General features: G+C 60.4%; 14 protein-coding genes. 5 read left to right on the top strand and 9 right to left on the bottom strand.

Translation table 11 applies throughout. From position 1 onward, the window contains the following. Nucleotides 1–53: 53 nt before the first annotated feature. The 7 genes from AC0KVQ_RS01205 to AC0KVQ_RS01235 form a co-directional block, all read right to left on the bottom strand. Nucleotides 54–350, bottom strand: a complete 297-nt coding sequence (locus tag AC0KVQ_RS01205) for a copper-binding protein (RefSeq protein ID WP_473419269.1) — start codon at nt 348–350, stop codon at nt 54–56. Between the two features lie 43 nt (nt 351–393). Next, nucleotides 394–3,510 (bottom strand): efflux RND transporter permease subunit, encoded by a 3,117-nt coding sequence (locus tag AC0KVQ_RS01210; protein WP_473419270.1) that lies wholly within the window; start codon nt 3,508–3,510, stop codon nt 394–396. A 2-nt stretch (nt 3,511–3,512) separates the two neighbouring features. Further along, entirely contained in the window at nt 3,513–4,973 is a 1,461-nt protein-coding gene (locus AC0KVQ_RS01215; RefSeq protein WP_473419271.1) for an efflux RND transporter periplasmic adaptor subunit, read from the bottom strand. Between the two features lies 1 nt (nt 4,974). Beyond that, nucleotides 4,975–6,228 carry a TolC family protein gene (locus tag AC0KVQ_RS01220; RefSeq protein WP_473419272.1) on the bottom strand — a complete coding sequence of 418 codons (1,254 nt, stop codon included), beginning with the start codon at nt 6,226–6,228 and terminating at the stop codon, nt 4,975–4,977. Between the two features lie 8 nt (nt 6,229–6,236). Next, entirely contained in the window at nt 6,237–6,671 is a 435-nt protein-coding gene (locus AC0KVQ_RS01225) for a DUF411 domain-containing protein (RefSeq protein WP_473419273.1), read from the bottom strand. Between the two features lie 192 nt (nt 6,672–6,863). Next, nucleotides 6,864–7,181: a hypothetical protein gene (locus AC0KVQ_RS01230; RefSeq protein WP_473419274.1), complete on the bottom strand. Its 318-nt coding sequence runs from the start codon at nt 7,179–7,181 to the stop codon at nt 6,864–6,866. 507 nt (nt 7,182–7,688) lie between these two features. Further along, on the bottom strand, nt 7,689–7,946 hold the full coding sequence (locus AC0KVQ_RS01235; RefSeq protein ID WP_473419275.1) for a DUF2933 domain-containing protein: 258 nt from the start codon (nt 7,944–7,946) through the stop codon (nt 7,689–7,691). A gap of 117 nt (nt 7,947–8,063) precedes the next feature. On the opposite strand from AC0KVQ_RS01235, the gene AC0KVQ_RS01240 reads away from it, so the two are divergent. The 4 genes from AC0KVQ_RS01240 to AC0KVQ_RS01255 are packed head-to-tail and all read left to right on the top strand — an operon-like array spanning nt 8,064 to nt 11,287. Continuing rightward, nucleotides 8,064–10,421 (top strand): heavy metal translocating P-type ATPase, encoded by a 2,358-nt coding sequence (locus AC0KVQ_RS01240; protein ID WP_473419276.1) that lies wholly within the window; start codon nt 8,064–8,066, stop codon nt 10,419–10,421. Between the two features lie 26 nt (nt 10,422–10,447). Next, nucleotides 10,448–10,654 carry a heavy-metal-associated domain-containing protein gene (locus tag AC0KVQ_RS01245; protein ID WP_473419277.1) on the top strand — a complete coding sequence of 69 codons (207 nt, stop codon included), beginning with the start codon at nt 10,448–10,450 and terminating at the stop codon, nt 10,652–10,654. Beyond that, complete coding sequence (locus AC0KVQ_RS01250) at nt 10,641–10,967, top strand: metal-sensitive transcriptional regulator (protein ID WP_473419278.1); 327 nt, start codon at nt 10,641–10,643, stop codon at nt 10,965–10,967. Before AC0KVQ_RS01245 ends, AC0KVQ_RS01250 begins: the two co-directional genes overlap by 14 nt. Beyond that, nucleotides 10,967–11,287, top strand: a complete 321-nt coding sequence (locus AC0KVQ_RS01255; RefSeq protein ID WP_473419279.1) for a hypothetical protein — start codon at nt 10,967–10,969, stop codon at nt 11,285–11,287. Before AC0KVQ_RS01250 ends, AC0KVQ_RS01255 begins: the two co-directional genes overlap by 1 nt. Before the next feature lie 9 nt (nt 11,288–11,296). Here the strand turns inward: AC0KVQ_RS01255 and prmB are convergent, their stop codons facing one another. After that, nucleotides 11,297–12,205 carry a 50S ribosomal protein L3 N(5)-glutamine methyltransferase gene (gene prmB, locus AC0KVQ_RS01260; RefSeq protein ID WP_473419280.1) on the bottom strand — a complete coding sequence of 303 codons (909 nt, stop codon included), beginning with the start codon at nt 12,203–12,205 and terminating at the stop codon, nt 11,297–11,299. Between the two features lie 210 nt (nt 12,206–12,415). On the opposite strand from prmB, the gene AC0KVQ_RS01265 reads away from it, so the two are divergent. Further along, nucleotides 12,416–13,711: a DEAD/DEAH box helicase gene (locus AC0KVQ_RS01265; protein ID WP_473419281.1), complete on the top strand. Its 1,296-nt coding sequence runs from the start codon at nt 12,416–12,418 to the stop codon at nt 13,709–13,711. A gap of 80 nt (nt 13,712–13,791) precedes the next feature. On the opposite strand, the gene AC0KVQ_RS01270 is transcribed toward AC0KVQ_RS01265, so the two are convergent. Continuing rightward, on the bottom strand, nt 13,792–14,721 hold the full coding sequence (locus AC0KVQ_RS01270) for a LysR family transcriptional regulator (protein WP_473419282.1): 930 nt from the start codon (nt 14,719–14,721) through the stop codon (nt 13,792–13,794). Between the last annotated feature and the right edge of the window lie 32 nt (nt 14,722–14,753).

A 14,753-nucleotide genomic window follows, 5' to 3' on the forward strand; every position in this document is an offset into this window, starting at 1 on the left:
ACTGCGAAGCAGGCGCGTGATCAGGTTCTCCGTTTCTGGCAGATGATCCGCTGTTACTTGGCCGGGCTGATTGCCGTGATGCGGTACTTGCTGCCTTCCATCTCGACATCGAACACCACTTTCTGTCCGCTGCTCAGGCCCTTGGCCAGATCCGGATTGGCCAGAGGGAAGGGCATGGTCATGGCCGACCATTTCAGCGCGGGAATCGCCTCATGCGCGATCGTGACCGATTTGGCATCAATAGCCTTGATCACGCCGGTGCCCTGCGCTTTCTGCACATTGGCGGCGATCACGATGGCAGGTACGCTCAACAGGGCAGCCAGTGCTGCGGTTTGCATCCAGTTTTTCATTTTCCAGCTCCTTCAAAAAGTGCGGCACGATGCCGCGAAAAAATCAGTCTTTCAATTGACGCTGCTTTACCCAGGCATAGATCGCCGGGATCACCAGGAGTGTCAGGATCGTCGATGACACCATGCCGCCGACCATCGGCGCGGCGATGCGGCGCATTACTTCCGAGCCGGTGCCGCTGCTCCACATGATCGGCAACAGGCCGGCCATGATCGCTACCACGGTCATCATCTTCGGTCGTACGCGCTCGACTGCGCCTTCGATGATTGCAGCATAGAGATCGGCGGCCGTGGCGCGAGTTCCTTCCTGCTCGCGTTGCTTGCGGATGGCTTCCCAGGCATGGTCGAGGTAGATCAGCATCACCACGCCGGTTTCCGCTGCCACGCCGGCCAGTGCGATAAAGCCGACGCCCACGGCGACCGAGAGGTTGTAGCCAAGTGCCCACAGCAGCCAGACTCCGCCGACCAGCGAGAACGGTACCGAGAGCATCACGATCAGCGTTTCGGTCATGCGCCGGAAGTTGAGGTACAGCAGCAGGAAGATGATCGCCAGCGTGGCTGGAACCACGATCTTGAGCTTTTCCTTGGCGCGTTCCATGTACTCGAACTGGCCGCTCCACACTGCATAGTAGCCGGGTGTGAACTTCACCTGGCTGGCCACGGCCTGGCGCGCATCGTTCACGTAACTGCCGACATCGCGGCCGTGGATGTCCACATAGATGTAGGCCGACAGCAGGCCGTTTTCGGTGCGGATGCCTGGCGTGCCTTTCTCGATACGGATGTCGGCCAGTTGCCCGAGCGGAATCATCGCCGCACCACCCATGGCAGGCACCAATACTTCGCGGGCGATGGCCTGCGGGTCGTGGCGCAATTCGCGCGGGTAGCGCACCGATACGCCAAAGCGCTCGCGCCCTTCCACCGTGGTCGTCACCATTTCGCCACCGAGTGCCGAGGCGATCACATCCTGCACATCGGAAACCTGCAGGCCATAGCGTGCAAGCTTGCTGCGGTCGGGCTCGATGGTCAGGTAGAAACCGCCGGTCAGGCGTTCGGCAAACGCACTGGTGGTGCCGGGAACGGCCTTGACCACGGCTTCGATCTCGCGCGCGGTGCGTTCGATCTCGGTCAGATCGCGCCCGAATACCTTGATGCCGATCGGCGTACGGATGCCGGTGGAAAGCATGTCGAGTCGTGCCTTGATCGGCATGGTCCAGGCATTCGACACGCCCGGAATCTGCACGGCTTTATCCAGTTCATCAATCAGCTTGTCGATGGTCATTCCCGGCCGCCATTCGCTTTCCGGCTTGAGGTTGATCACCGTCTCGAACATCTCGAGCGGGGCCGGGTCGGTGGCCGAATTGGCGCGTCCTGCCTTGCCGAACACGGTGGCCACTTCCGGGAAGCTCTTGATGATCTTGTTCTGCGTCTGCATCACCTCGGCTGCCTTGGTCACCGACATGCCCGGCAGCGAGGCCGGCATGTAGAGCAGCGAGCCTTCGTTGAGTACCGGCATGAATTCGCTGCCCAGCCGCGACAGCGGCCACAGACTGGCCAGCATGACAACCATGGCAATCGCCACTGTGGTTTTCTTGCGCCCCAGTACCGCATGGATGAACGGCCGATAGGCCCAGATCAGGAAGCGGTTTACCGGGTTCTTGTGCTCGGGCAGGATCTTGCCGCGCACAAAGATCAGCATCAGCACCGGTACCAGCGTGATGGAAAGCAATGCTGCGCCGGCCATCGCGAAAGTCTTGGTGAAGGCCAGCGGCGAGAACATGCGGCCTTCCTGCGATTCCAGCGTGAATACCGGCAGGAACGATACGGTGATGATCAAGAGCGAGAAGAACAGTGCCGGGCCAACTTCGCGGCAGGCTTCGAACATGATCTTGATCCGGTCTGCGCCGGGTGGCGCACGCTCGATATGCTTGTGTGCATTTTCGATCATCACGATCGCGGCATCGACCATCGCACCCACCGCAATCGCGATGCCGCCCAGGCTCATGATGTTGGCGCTGACGTTCAATGCACGCATGCAGATGAAGGCGAACAGCACCCCGAGCGGCAAAGTCAGGATCGCGACCAGCGCACTGCGGGCATGCAGCAGGAAGATGCCGCAGACCAGTGCCACGATCAGGCTTTCTTCGAGCAGCGTGCCTTTCAGCGTTTCAATGGCGCGGTCGATCAGTTCGGATCGGTCGTAAACCGGCACCACCGACAGCCCGGCGGGCAGGGCCGCTTGCAGTTCGGTCAGCTTGGTTTTTACATGATCGATGACGTTGAGCGCATTCTCGCCCACCCGCGCCATGACGATGCCGCCAACCGCTTCGCCCCCGCCGTTGAGCTCGGCGATGCCACGCCGTTCATCTGCACCGATCTCCACCCGTGCCACATCCTGCAGCAAGACCGGCGTGCCGTCCTTCGCTTTCAGTACGATCTGGCGCAGGTCGTCCGCGCCGCGCAGATAGCCCTTGCCGCGCACCATGTACTCGGTTTCGGCCATCTCGATCACGCGTCCGCCCACGTCCTGGTTGCTGCGGCTGATCGCTTCGCTCACCTGCATCAGCGGTATGCCATAAGCGCGCAGCTTCACTGGGTCGACCGTGACCTGATACTGCTTGATAAAGCCGCCGATGCCGGCGACTTCCGCCACGCCCTGCGCCTTGGTCAGCTGGTAGCGCAGGAACCAGTCCTGCACCGTGCGTTGCTCGGCCAGATCGTGTTTTTCCGACATCAATGCGTACTGGTAAACCCAGCCCACGCCGGTGGCATCCGGACCGAGGCTGGGCGCCACGCCCTTGGGCAGCTTGCCGGCCACGGTGTTCAGGTATTCCAGCACGCGCGAACGCGCCCAGTAGAGATCGACATCATCCTCGAAGATCACGTAAACGAACGAGGCGCCGAAGAACGAGAAGCCGCGTACCACCTTGGCCTTCGGTACCGACAGCATCGCCGTGACCAGCGGATAGGTAACCTGGTCCTCGACCACCTGTGGCCCCTGGCCGCTGTATTCGGTGTAAACGATGACCTGGGTATCAGATAAATCAGGCAGCGCATCGAGCGGGGTATTTTTCACCGCCCAGATGCCGCCCAGGATCAGGATGCCGGTCAGCAGCAGCACCAGAAAACGGTTTCTGAGCGACCAATCAATGATTTTCTCAAGCATGGTCAGTGGCCCTCGTGTCCAGCGGCAGATGCCGGTTCGGCTTGCGTGGCAGGCTTGGTCGACTGATCGGTACTGCTCATGCCGGAAACGGCTGCCTTGAGGTTGCTCTCGGCATCGATCAGGAAGTTGGCGGTCGTGACCACCTGTTCGCCTTCACCCAGCCCGCTTTCTACTGCGATCAGCCCATTGCCACGCTGTCCGGTTTTGATCTCGCGGGCTTCGAATCGACCTTCACCCAGGCTCACCAGCACAATCTGGCGCTTGCCCGAATCGATCACCGCGGAATCGGGCACCACAAGCGTCTTGCCGCTGGATTTGCCGGCCAGTTCGGCCTGGGCATACAGGCCCGGCTTCAGCTTGTTGCCGGGGTTGGCCAGGATCACCCTGACCTTGGCGGTGCGGGTCTCGGTGTTCAGTGTCGGATAGACGAAATCAACCTTGCCATTGAAGGTTTCGCCCGGATACGCATCGAGCGTGACCTTTACCGAATTGCCAACCTTGGCGGCGGACAGGTCCTGCTCGGCGATGTCGAGCTGCAGCCAGACGCGCGACAGATCGGCGATGCGGAACAAGGCCTCGCCCGGCATGAAGCGGGCGCCGCGGATGGCCATTTTTTCCAGCACGATGCCGGAGGCCGGCGCATGGTAAGCCACGGTGCGGCGCGGCTCGCCGCCTTGTTGCAGGCGGGAGATTTCACTGCCTGGCACCTCCCATTGCTTCAGGCGCAACAGGCTGTTCTCTGTCAGTCGGCCGACACCCTGACGTGCATCGCTGCTGGCGCTGGCGAGCGTAGCCGCGCCTTGTACTGCCAGCCGGTACTCCTGCTGCGCGGCGTAAATGTCAGGGCTATAGGCTTCGAACAGCACCTGGCCGCGTGCCACGGTATCACCCACCGCGCTGGCTGAAAGTTTTTCGATCCAGCCCTCGAAGCGTGGCGAAACGGTGACGACCGCGCGCTCGTCGATTTCGATCTGGCCCACCGCGCGCACGCTACGGCCGACTTCCTGCATGGTCACGGCAGCGGTCTTCACGCCCAGGCGCTGGATTTTTTCCGGGGTGATGCGTACGAAGTTCGGCCCGACCACTTCGCTCTCGTAGACCGGAATGTAATCCATGCCCATTTCGTCTTTCTTCGGCACCGGCGAGGTATCCGGCAGGCCCATCGGGTTGCGATAGAACAGGATCTTGTCCTGGCCGGCCGGCGCGCCGCCTGCTTCCTCGCCCTCATAGACCGGGATGTAGTCCATGCCCATGCTGTCTTTCTTGGGCACGGGCGAGGTATCGGGCAAGCCCATCGGGTTGCGGTAATAGAGGATCTTCTTTTCAGCAGTCGGGGCAGCAGCCTGGGTATCGTGGGCGCCGGTCTGGCGCTGGCCCAGCCAGTAGCCGCCGCCGGCGAGAAGGATGGCGACGAGCGTGGCAGCCGTGAGGGTAGTCGCGGTGAGGGGGATCGGTTTGTTCATGTTATTGGTCTCCGGTCATTCTTTGCAGGCCGCTCGATGCCGTGAACGCATCGACTTCGGCCATCAGGCGCATCTGGCGCAGGGTGCGGATCTGCTGCTGGGATTCGAGCAGGGCGGCGAATTCGCCACGTCCGGCCGAATACGCGGCCAGCGACGATTGCAAGGTGAGTTCGGCCTGCGGCAACAGGGTTTTGTCGAGCAGTTCGAGCTGACGCTGCGCGGTATCGGACATCGCACTCATCTGGTGGATGTCGCGCTCGATCATGCGCAGACGGGTTTGCTCATCGGCCTGTGCCTTCATCAGCATGGACGCGGCTTCATTCTTCTCGGCGCTTTTGGCGCCCTGTTGCAGTGGAATGCTGAACTCGAGCATCAGCCCGTAGCTGGTGACCTTGTTGCCCATCTGCCGGGCAGAAAGACCGACATTCACGCCCGGCAGGCTGTTGAGACGCGCCAGATCGGCACGCGTGCGCGCGGCTTCGATTTCCTTGCGTGCAGCAGCCAGTTCCGGGTTTTGACTTCGTGCCTCATCCAGCCAGCGATGGATATCTTGCGCTGGTGTGATAGCAGGCAGTTTTTCAGGCAGGCCGGTCAGCTCATTCGGGCTGACATTGAGCCAGGCAGACAGTGCGGCCTTGGCCTGTTCACCAGCGTTTTGCAGCACCAGCGCCTCGTTGGCGAGCATGGAGAGCTCCATCTGCAGGCGCAGTGCCTCGGCCTGTTCGGCCCGGCCAACGGCGTAGCGCTGGCTGGCCGACAATTCCATCGTGCGCAGCAGATCGGCCTGTTGCCGGTTGATCCGCAGGCTTTGCAGGGCTCGATACCACTGGGCATAGGCTTGCCGGATGTCGGTGCGCAACTGGGCGCGGGTGCCGGCAGTCGTCTGAACGGCAGCTTCTGCAAGAGACTGCGCAGCGCTGGCTTGCAGATCGCGCTTGCCCCACAAGGGCAGCGCCTGCGAGAGCGTGTACTGCATCTCTCCCACGCGTGCCGGTGCCACGGTCGGATTGTTCTTGTCGATACCCATCCATTCGGCCTTGAACATCGGGTCTTCCAGCGCGCCGGCCATGGTGATCTGCTGCTGGCGCGCCTGAGTCTCGAAACGCATGGCGTTGACCATCGGGCTGCGCGTTTCGGCCCAGCTCAACAATTCATCGAGCGAGTTGCCGAATCCTGCAGGTGGCGTGTCGGCATGGGCGAGCATGGCCAACGAAAGCGCGGCCAGGCCGAGCAGCTTGGTGATTGGTGGTTTCATGCTGCCTCCTATTCGATCGAAAACAGGCGGGGCTCACCCGTCTGGTTTTTGACGATCTGGTAGACCTTGAGCGTGCCCTTGACTTCCGGCCCCATGCCCGGCGAGTTGCCAGGCATGCCCGGCACGCTGATGCCGGCGATCTTGGGCTTGGTCTTGAGCAGCTTTTGGATGGCCGAAACCGGCACATGACCTTCCACGGTATAACCACCGATGATCATGGTGTGGCAACTGGCCAGCTTGTCCGAGCCGAAGCTTTTCTTGATGCCGTCCATGTTCGGGATATTGGTGGCATTGACCGCAAAATCGTGGGCGGACAGATAGCGGATGTACTCTTCGCAGCAGCCGCATTGCGGGCTTTTGTAAAGAATGACGGGTGTAGCGGCGAACGTAGTGGTGCTGGCAAGCAGCAGGCTTGCCGTCAGTATTTTTGCGATGGGGCTCATGATCGATTCCTCTCTTGAGGCGAGACGGATCCGGGCTGATGTCGGTACGCGCTGTCACAGTCCTGCCCAGGCAGGGTGGTGTCCTGCAGCAGGCCTGCGCCGAAATCCTTTCCGTCCAGTTGCTCGCGGGTGCTCATGCTGCCGGGCACGCATCACAGCAGGGCTGCGATGAGCGTGCTCGGACTGCCTGGATTACCTGGTTTCGGGTTTGGCTTCGGCATCTTCGATACAGGGCATGTCACCGATTTGCCCCATCTGGCCGTTGGGGTGCATCTGGGCATGCATCGTCATCATGTGCTGGTGCATCTGCATCATGTGGCCATGCATGGGGTGCATAGGGGACATGCCTGCAGGCATATCTGCCGACATGGGCTTGTTGGCAGTGGCTGCCGGGCTGGCATGGTGCGGGTGAGTTTTTTCGCTGGCTTCGCCAGATGTTTGTGCGAGCGCGAAACCTGCGCCGGTCGTGCCGATGACGGCAAACGCCAGCAAGGCGAGAGTCTTGTTCATGTTGACTCCTTCAAATCTGTATGGGGTCGTGAACCATGCACAGTCATGCCGCAAAGGGCACTGAAGCATTGGGCTCACGCAGGAAACCGGGTAATGAAGCGGTTACAGAAATGAAGGGGGTCTGGCTGGGGGGGATTGCGTGATGCTGTAAAGCGGCGCAATGCCGGAGTTTGCATAGACATAGTCCATGCGGGCAGGGGTCCGGATCTCGACAGATACGAGTGAAATTGCGCAGTGTGCAATGCACTGTCCAGTCTCACATCCTTGATCGCCATTCAGTGAGTGCTGATCTGGCGAGGCCATATCACAACAATCGTGTGCAGCGTGCATTTCCATGGTCATTGTCACCACATGCTTTTCATGTGCCGCAGCTTGCAGGTGCGGAGCAGCACCTGCCAGTACCGGATATAGCGGTACCAGCCACATCAGCAAAAGAATAAGCAAGCGTCGAGCAATCATGGCGCGATCATAGCATCAGTAAGTAAAATTTCGTTAACTGGGTTGGCATTATTTTCCATCCGAATCATGCGGTGCCGACGAAGGTTTGCTTTGATCCGGTTCCGACTGTTTGCCGTGATGCGATCTATGCATGAAGAAATGCATCAGCGGGCAGGCCAGCAGTAAAAGATAAGGCAAGAATCCAGCCAGCGAGTTCCAATTCAAATATACCAAAATTCCACCCAGTCCGATCAGTGCAATCCAGAATAGGGGCGCACCTCGTCCATTTTTGTCGTGGCCAGGGCCGTGGTTGGAGCAGCAGCTCATGATTGATCTCCTTTCGATTCACAGTTTGCAGGGCGGATTGACGGTCATTCAACCTCTTTTAAAATACCCTGTATAGGTATAATATACCCCTGGTGGGTATGAGACAAGGAGTTCATCATGGCTAGCATTTCTGAAGTTAACCTGCCAATTGGCGGGATGACCTGCGCGGCGTGCGCCAGCCGGATTGAAAAGCAATTGAACAAGTTGCCGGGTGTGCAGGCCACTGTGAATCTTGCTATCGAAACGGCGCGCGTACAGATCGATCCGGCGCAATCTTCGCTGGATAAGGTCATCGAAACCGTGCAAAAAACCGGCTACACCGTGCCGGAAAGTACAATCCGTCTGGGGTTGGGTGGCATGACCTGCGCCGCATGTGCGGCGCGCATCGAGAAAGTCCTGAACAAACAGTCCGGAGTATCCGCTGCGGTGAATTTTGCCACCGAATCGGCTGAAGTCACGTTCCCGGCCGGCATGTGGACATCCGATGCATTGATTGCCGTGGTCGAGAAAGCCGGCTATTCGGCGCACGTGGAGCAGGATGCACGCGATGATGCGGCTGACAAGGCGGCGCAGATGCTGCGCGAACGCACGCACTTTGTCATTGCGGCTGTGCTGACTCTGCCGCTGATGGCGGGCATGTTCAGTCTGGATGGTCATGCCGAATTGCTGCCGCGCTGGTTGCAGTGGCTGTTGGCCACGCCGGTACAGTTCTGGGCCGGGGCGCGTTTCTATCGTGGTGCCTGGAAGAGCCTGCGCGGCGGCGCAGCCAATATGGATGTGCTGGTGGCGCTTGGCACCAGCATGGCGTATGGCCTCAGTGCCGTGGTGACCTGGGCGGGCTGGCATGATCAGCATGTCTACTTCGAAGCCGGTGCCGCCGTGATCACGCTGGTGATCCTGGGCAAGTGGCTGGAGGCACGTGCCAAAGGCAAGACCTCCAGCGCGATTGCCGAATTGATGAAGCTGCAGCCGAAAACGGCACGCATCGAGCAGGATGGCGAAGTGCGCGAGGTGCCGATCACCGCGCTCAAGGTCGGCGACATTGTGATCGTGCGCCATGGCGAGAGCATTCCGGTCGATGGCGAAGTGATCGAAGGCCAGGCCGCCGTGGATGAAAGCATGCTCACCGGCGAAAGCCTGCCGGTGGAAAAGCAGGCCGGCAGCCAGGTCTATGCCGCCACGCGCAACCAGGACGGCATGCTCAAATGCCGCGCCACCAGCGTCGGCAGCCAGACCCAACTGGCCGAGATCGTGCGGCTGGTAGCGGCAGCACAAGGTTCGAAAGCCCCGATCCAGCGCCTGGCAGACCAGATTTCCGGCGTGTTTGTGCCGGTGGTGGTTGCGATCAGCGTGCTGACTTTTGGCCTGACCTGGTGGCTGGCGGGGGATTTTACGATGAGCGTGATCAGTGCCGTCTCGGTGCTGGTGATCGCCTGTCCGTGTGCACTGGGGCTGGCCACGCCGACGGCGGTGATGGTCGGTATCGGGCGCGGTGCGCAGCATGGCGTGTTGTTCCGCAATGCGGCGGCGCTGGAGCACGCGGAAAAAATCGATGTGCTGGTGGTGGATAAAACCGGCACGCTGACCGAAGGCAAGCCGGCCGTGGTCGAGGTGGAAGCGCTGGCCGATGAATCCGTCGAGCGCCTGCTGCAACTGGCCGCCAGCCTGGAGCAGGGGTCGGAGCATCCGCTGGCGCGCGCCATTTTGCAGGCAGCCAACGGCCAACCGCTGCTGACGGTTTCACAGTTTGCCGTTACGGCTGGCCAAGGCGTCAGCGGCGTGGTTGATGCCCAGGAATTGCGCGTGGGCGTGCCGGCTTGGGTGGCCTCCCTGACTTCTGAGCAGGAAGCACGCATCCAGGTGCAGGCGGTGCAGGGCAGAACGCTTGCCGGCGTGGCGCGCAATGGCCAATTGATAGGCCTGATTGCGATTGCCGATGCGATTCGTCCAAGTTCGGCCGCTGCGGTCAAACGCTTGCGTGCCATGGGTGTCGAGGTGGTGATGATGACCGGCGATAATGCAGCCACGGCACAGGCGATTGCCAAAGAGGCCGGGGTCGAGCGCTTCCGGGCGCAGGTGTTGCCGCAGGACAAGGCAGCCTTCGTGCAGCAATTGAAGCGCGAGGGCAAGTTCGTGGCCATGGCTGGCGACGGCGTCAACGATGCCCCGGCACTGGCGGCTGCCGATGTCAGCTTCGCCATGGGCGCGGGCAGCGATGTGGCGATCGAAGCTGCGGATGTCACACTGATGCACAGCGATTTGCGCGCCCTGGTCGATGCGGTCAGCCTGTCGCGCGCGACCTTGGGCAAAATCCGCCAGAACCTGTTTTTTGCCTTTATCTATAACGTGCTCGGTATTCCGCTGGCAGCGCTTGGCATGCTCAATCCGGTGATTGCCGGTGCGGCCATGGCGATGAGTTCGGTGTCGGTGGTGAGCAATTCACTGTTGTTGCGTCGCTGGCGCGGTTTGAAGTAAATAATTTTTTTGAGAGGAAAGACATCATGGAAACAATCACCCTGAAAATCGGCGGCATTTCCTGCATGGGCTGTGTGCGCACCCTGACGAACGTGCTTGGCGCCTTGCCTGGCGTGGAGTCGGTCAATGTGAGCAAGGAAGAAAGCGCGGCGACCATCCGTTTCGATCCGGCCCAGACCGGAGAGGCCGCATTCAAGTCCGCCATCGAGGATGCCGGCTATGACATCGCCTGAATGCTGCCATCCGCAGGACTTGCCCGAGGGCAAGAGCGTGGTGCAGCCGGATAAGCGCAAGCTGATCGCACGCCTGAACCGTATCGAGGGCCAGGTTGCTGGCGTAACGCGCATGATCGAGGCGGACCGCTATTGCGTGGATGTCCTGACGCAGGTCGCCGCCATCAAGTCCGCACTCGACGGCGTGGCCATGCAGCTGTTGCATAACCACGCGCACGGCTGTGTGGCGCGCGCGATGCAGGATGGCAATGGCGATGCGGCCATCGACGAGCTGATGACGGTGGTGCAGAAGCTGAGCGGCAGACGTTTGTGATGGCTTGCCCCGAGCCTGGCCAGGCACTCTGGCGCAAGCAGCGTACCCTCAGCCTGCGCGGGGCACCGGATCCGCAAGCTTTGCGTAGCGTGCCGGGGGTACTGGCGTTCAGGCCGGATTCCGGTGCATGCTGGGTCGTGGTTTACGATGTGCGGCAGATCCAGTTTGCTGCGATTGCCGCAGCATTGGCCAACATTTGCCCGGATGGCCGGCTTTGGCGCATGCGTGTGCGCTGGTACCAGTTTCAGGATGTGAACATCCGGGATAATTTGCTGGCTAAGGAGGGGGCCTGTTGCAACAGGCCGCCATCCAGGCGCTGAACAAATTTCTTAGAAGCCTGCCTCTTCCAGCATTTCTCGCGTCAAGAGGAAGACAAATCCGTCGCCAGATGCCGTATCCAGCCACACGAACGGAAGTTGCGGGTAGTTCTCTTCCAGCACTTCGCGGTTGTGGCCGATCTCTACCACCAGCACACCGAACGGATTGAGAAAATCGGTGGCGCGTTCCAGGATCACGCGGGTGACATCCAGCCCATCCTCGCCGCTACCCAATGATTCTTCCGGTTCGTGCAGGTATTCCTGCGGCAGTTCGGCGACCGAAGGCGCGTCGACATAGGGCGGGTTGGAGATGATCAGGTCATAGGTTTCGTCTTCGACCGCAGTGAATACATCGGACTGCAGCAGGCGAACGCGTGATTTCAGCCCGTACTCGCCCACGTTGATCTGCGCCACATCGAGCGCATCGTGCGAGATATCCACGGCATCGACTTCTGCATCGGGGAAGTGTTCTGCCGCCAGAATGGCCAGGCAGCCCGAGCCGGTGCACAGGTCGAGCGCGCGATGAACCAGTTCTGGGTATTCGATCCACGGTGCCAACCCATCGTTGAGCATAATCTCGGCGATGAACGAACGCGGCACGATCACACGCTCGTCCACATAGAAGCGGTAATCGCCCAGCCAAGCCTCATGCGTGAGATAGGCTGCAGGCTTGCGGGTATGTACCCGTTCATGGATCACATCCAGCACCGCCCGAATTTCCTGCGGCAGCAAGCGCGCATCCAGGAAGGGCTCAAGTTCATCATGCGGCAGATGCAGGGTGTGCAGAATCAGGTAAGCGGCTTCGTCACGCGCATTGGTGCAGCCATGGCCAAAATGTAGCCCGGCTTCGCGAAAGCGGCTGATGGAAAAACGCAGCAGATCGCGCACGGTGAAAAGGCTTTGAGCGGCTTGGTCGAACATCGGTAATACTCACAGGCAACAATTGCGCTAGTTTAGCCGATTGCAGCCGCGCCCGGCGCACGAGACTGGCTGCGGGCCGCGCTTGCGGTGCTGGAAGGGTGCCGCCCGGCTGGATTTATGGTATGGGTGGCTGCTGCGTTAGTGTAGAATCTGCTGCTTTCGCGTCGACATGACTGCGAACTGTTTTTTTATGCAAGGAATTGAATGAACATGAGTTTTGCCGAACTTGGGCTCGACCCGCAAGTGCTCAAGGCGGTAGCCGAACAAGGCTATGAAAATCCTACCCCGATTCAGGCCAAGGCGATCCCGGTCGTTTTGAATGGTCGTGATGTGCTGGGTGCAGCGCAGACCGGCACTGGCAAGACCGCTGCATTTACCTTGCCGATCCTCACCCGTCTCGCTCCGCAAGCCAATACCAGCGTTTCACCAGCCCGCCACCCGGTCCGTGCCCTGATTCTGACCCCGACCCGCGAGCTGGCGGATCAGGTGTTCGCCAATGTCACCGCCTACAGCAAATACCTGCCGCTGCGCTCAGCCGTGGTATTCGGCGGCGTGGGCATGGACGATCAGGTGAAAACCTTGCGCAGCGGGGTGGAAGTGCTGGTGGCAACGCCTGGACGCCTGCTGGATCATGTGCAGCAAAAGACCGTGGCGCTGGGTTCGGTCGAAATGCTGGTGCTCGACGAGGCTGATCGCATGCTGGACATGGGCTTCATGCCCGATATCCTGCGCATCATGGCATTGCTGACCGGGCGCAAGCAGACCCTGCTGTTCTCTGCGACTTTCTCGCCGGAAATCAAGAAACTGGCGAACGATTTCCTCAAGAGCCCGGAAACCATCGAGGTGGCGCGGCAGAATTCGACCAATGAGTCGGTCCTGCAGGAATTGCACCCGGTCGAGAGCTTCAAGAAAAAAGCACTGCTCGCACACCTGATCCGCACGCATGCCATGTCGCAGGTCATCGTGTTCTGCCGCACCAAGCAGGGCGCCGATCAACTGGCGCGCGATCTCAAGCGCGATCGCTTTAGCGTTGAGGCCATTCACGGCGACCGCCTGCAGTCGGCCCGACTGGATATCATGGCACAGTTCAAGGAAGGCAAACTGCCGATCCTGGTAGCTACCGACGTGGCTGCGCGCGGGCTGGACATTACCGATCTGCCGTTCGTAGTCAACTACGATCTGCCGCACAATGCCGAAGACTACGTGCACCGCATTGGTCGCACCGGCCGTGCCGGTGCCTCCGGTGTGGCGATTTCCTTTGTGACGCCGGAAGACGACAAGTATTTCGATGCCATCAAGAAGCTGATCAAGAAGGATCTGCAGCTGGTGCCGGTGCCTGGTTTCTCTCCCGGCACGCATCCCTTGCCTCCGGTTGGGCGTGCCACGCCAGGCGCGGCCCTGATGGGGGAAGTTCGCATCGAAACGCCACGCGCCACGCTGGCCAAGCGTCCGCAGCAGATTGCAGCCCTGTTCCTGCCGCCGAAGAAGCCATTGCCGCAAAATTGATCATACTGTGGCTTCTCGAAACAAAACCCGCAGTCTTGAATGCTGCGGGTTTTGTTATTTGGGCGCGCGCAACGTCGCCGTTACCGTGCGTGGCCCATATGCCGCATGGCAGAGTCCGGGGTGGATGCTGGTTGCCAGTTATCCAGCAATACTTGCCTGAGCCAGCGCCCCGCCTTTCCCAAGGCCAGGTTGCGCGAGTGCAGCAGTTCAAGTTCAAAACCTGAGCCGGTGCCGGGCAGGTCGATGGGCAAGATCATGATTTCCCCGTTTTCGAGACTGTCGGGCAGCAGAAATTCCGGCACGGCTGCCCAGCCGAAACCACGCTTGACCAGATCCAGCACACCCTGATCACCTTCCACCCACCAGACATCACGCGCATGGCGGAAGCGGTCGAGGTCTTTTTCGCCCTGGCGGTTGGTAATCAGAATCTGGCGTGATTGCCGCAGATCGACCAACGTGGGCGCGGGCAGGGACGCCAGCGGGTGGGTAACGGATACCACAACTGGAAAACAGACCCGGGTCAGTTGCTGACGGTGAATATCGGCGGGGTATTGGCCAAGGTGGTAGCCAATGCCGAGATGCGCTCTGCCCGATACCAGCATGCTGCATAGATCGCCCATGTGCGGAAAAAGCAACTCCAGTTCAACGGTCGGGAATTGGTCGGAAAATGCGTGCAGCACCGGTGCAAGCCAGGGGAGCTGGGCGGCATCGTCAACCGCCAGCGTCAGCGCGGGTTCACATCCTCCGGCCAGTTCTGCTGCCAGTGTTTCGATATGCGCGCATTGCGCCAGGACTTGCCTGGCTTCCTGAAGAATCCGTTCCCCGGCTGCGGTCAGCCTGGGGGTATGCCCGCTGCGGTCGAACAGGGTCAGGCCAAGGTCGATCTCCAGATTGGCCATGGTGGTGCTGATGGCCGATTGCACCTTGCCCAGCTTCCTGGCGGCCGCAGAGAAAGATCCGGTTTGCGCTACGGCATGCAGGGTGCGGAGCTGTTCGAGAGAGAGGTTCATCTATCTGTTTTAGTGATGATGTTTAACTAACT

Source organism: Formivibrio sp. oc-25 (genome assembly GCF_055810895.1).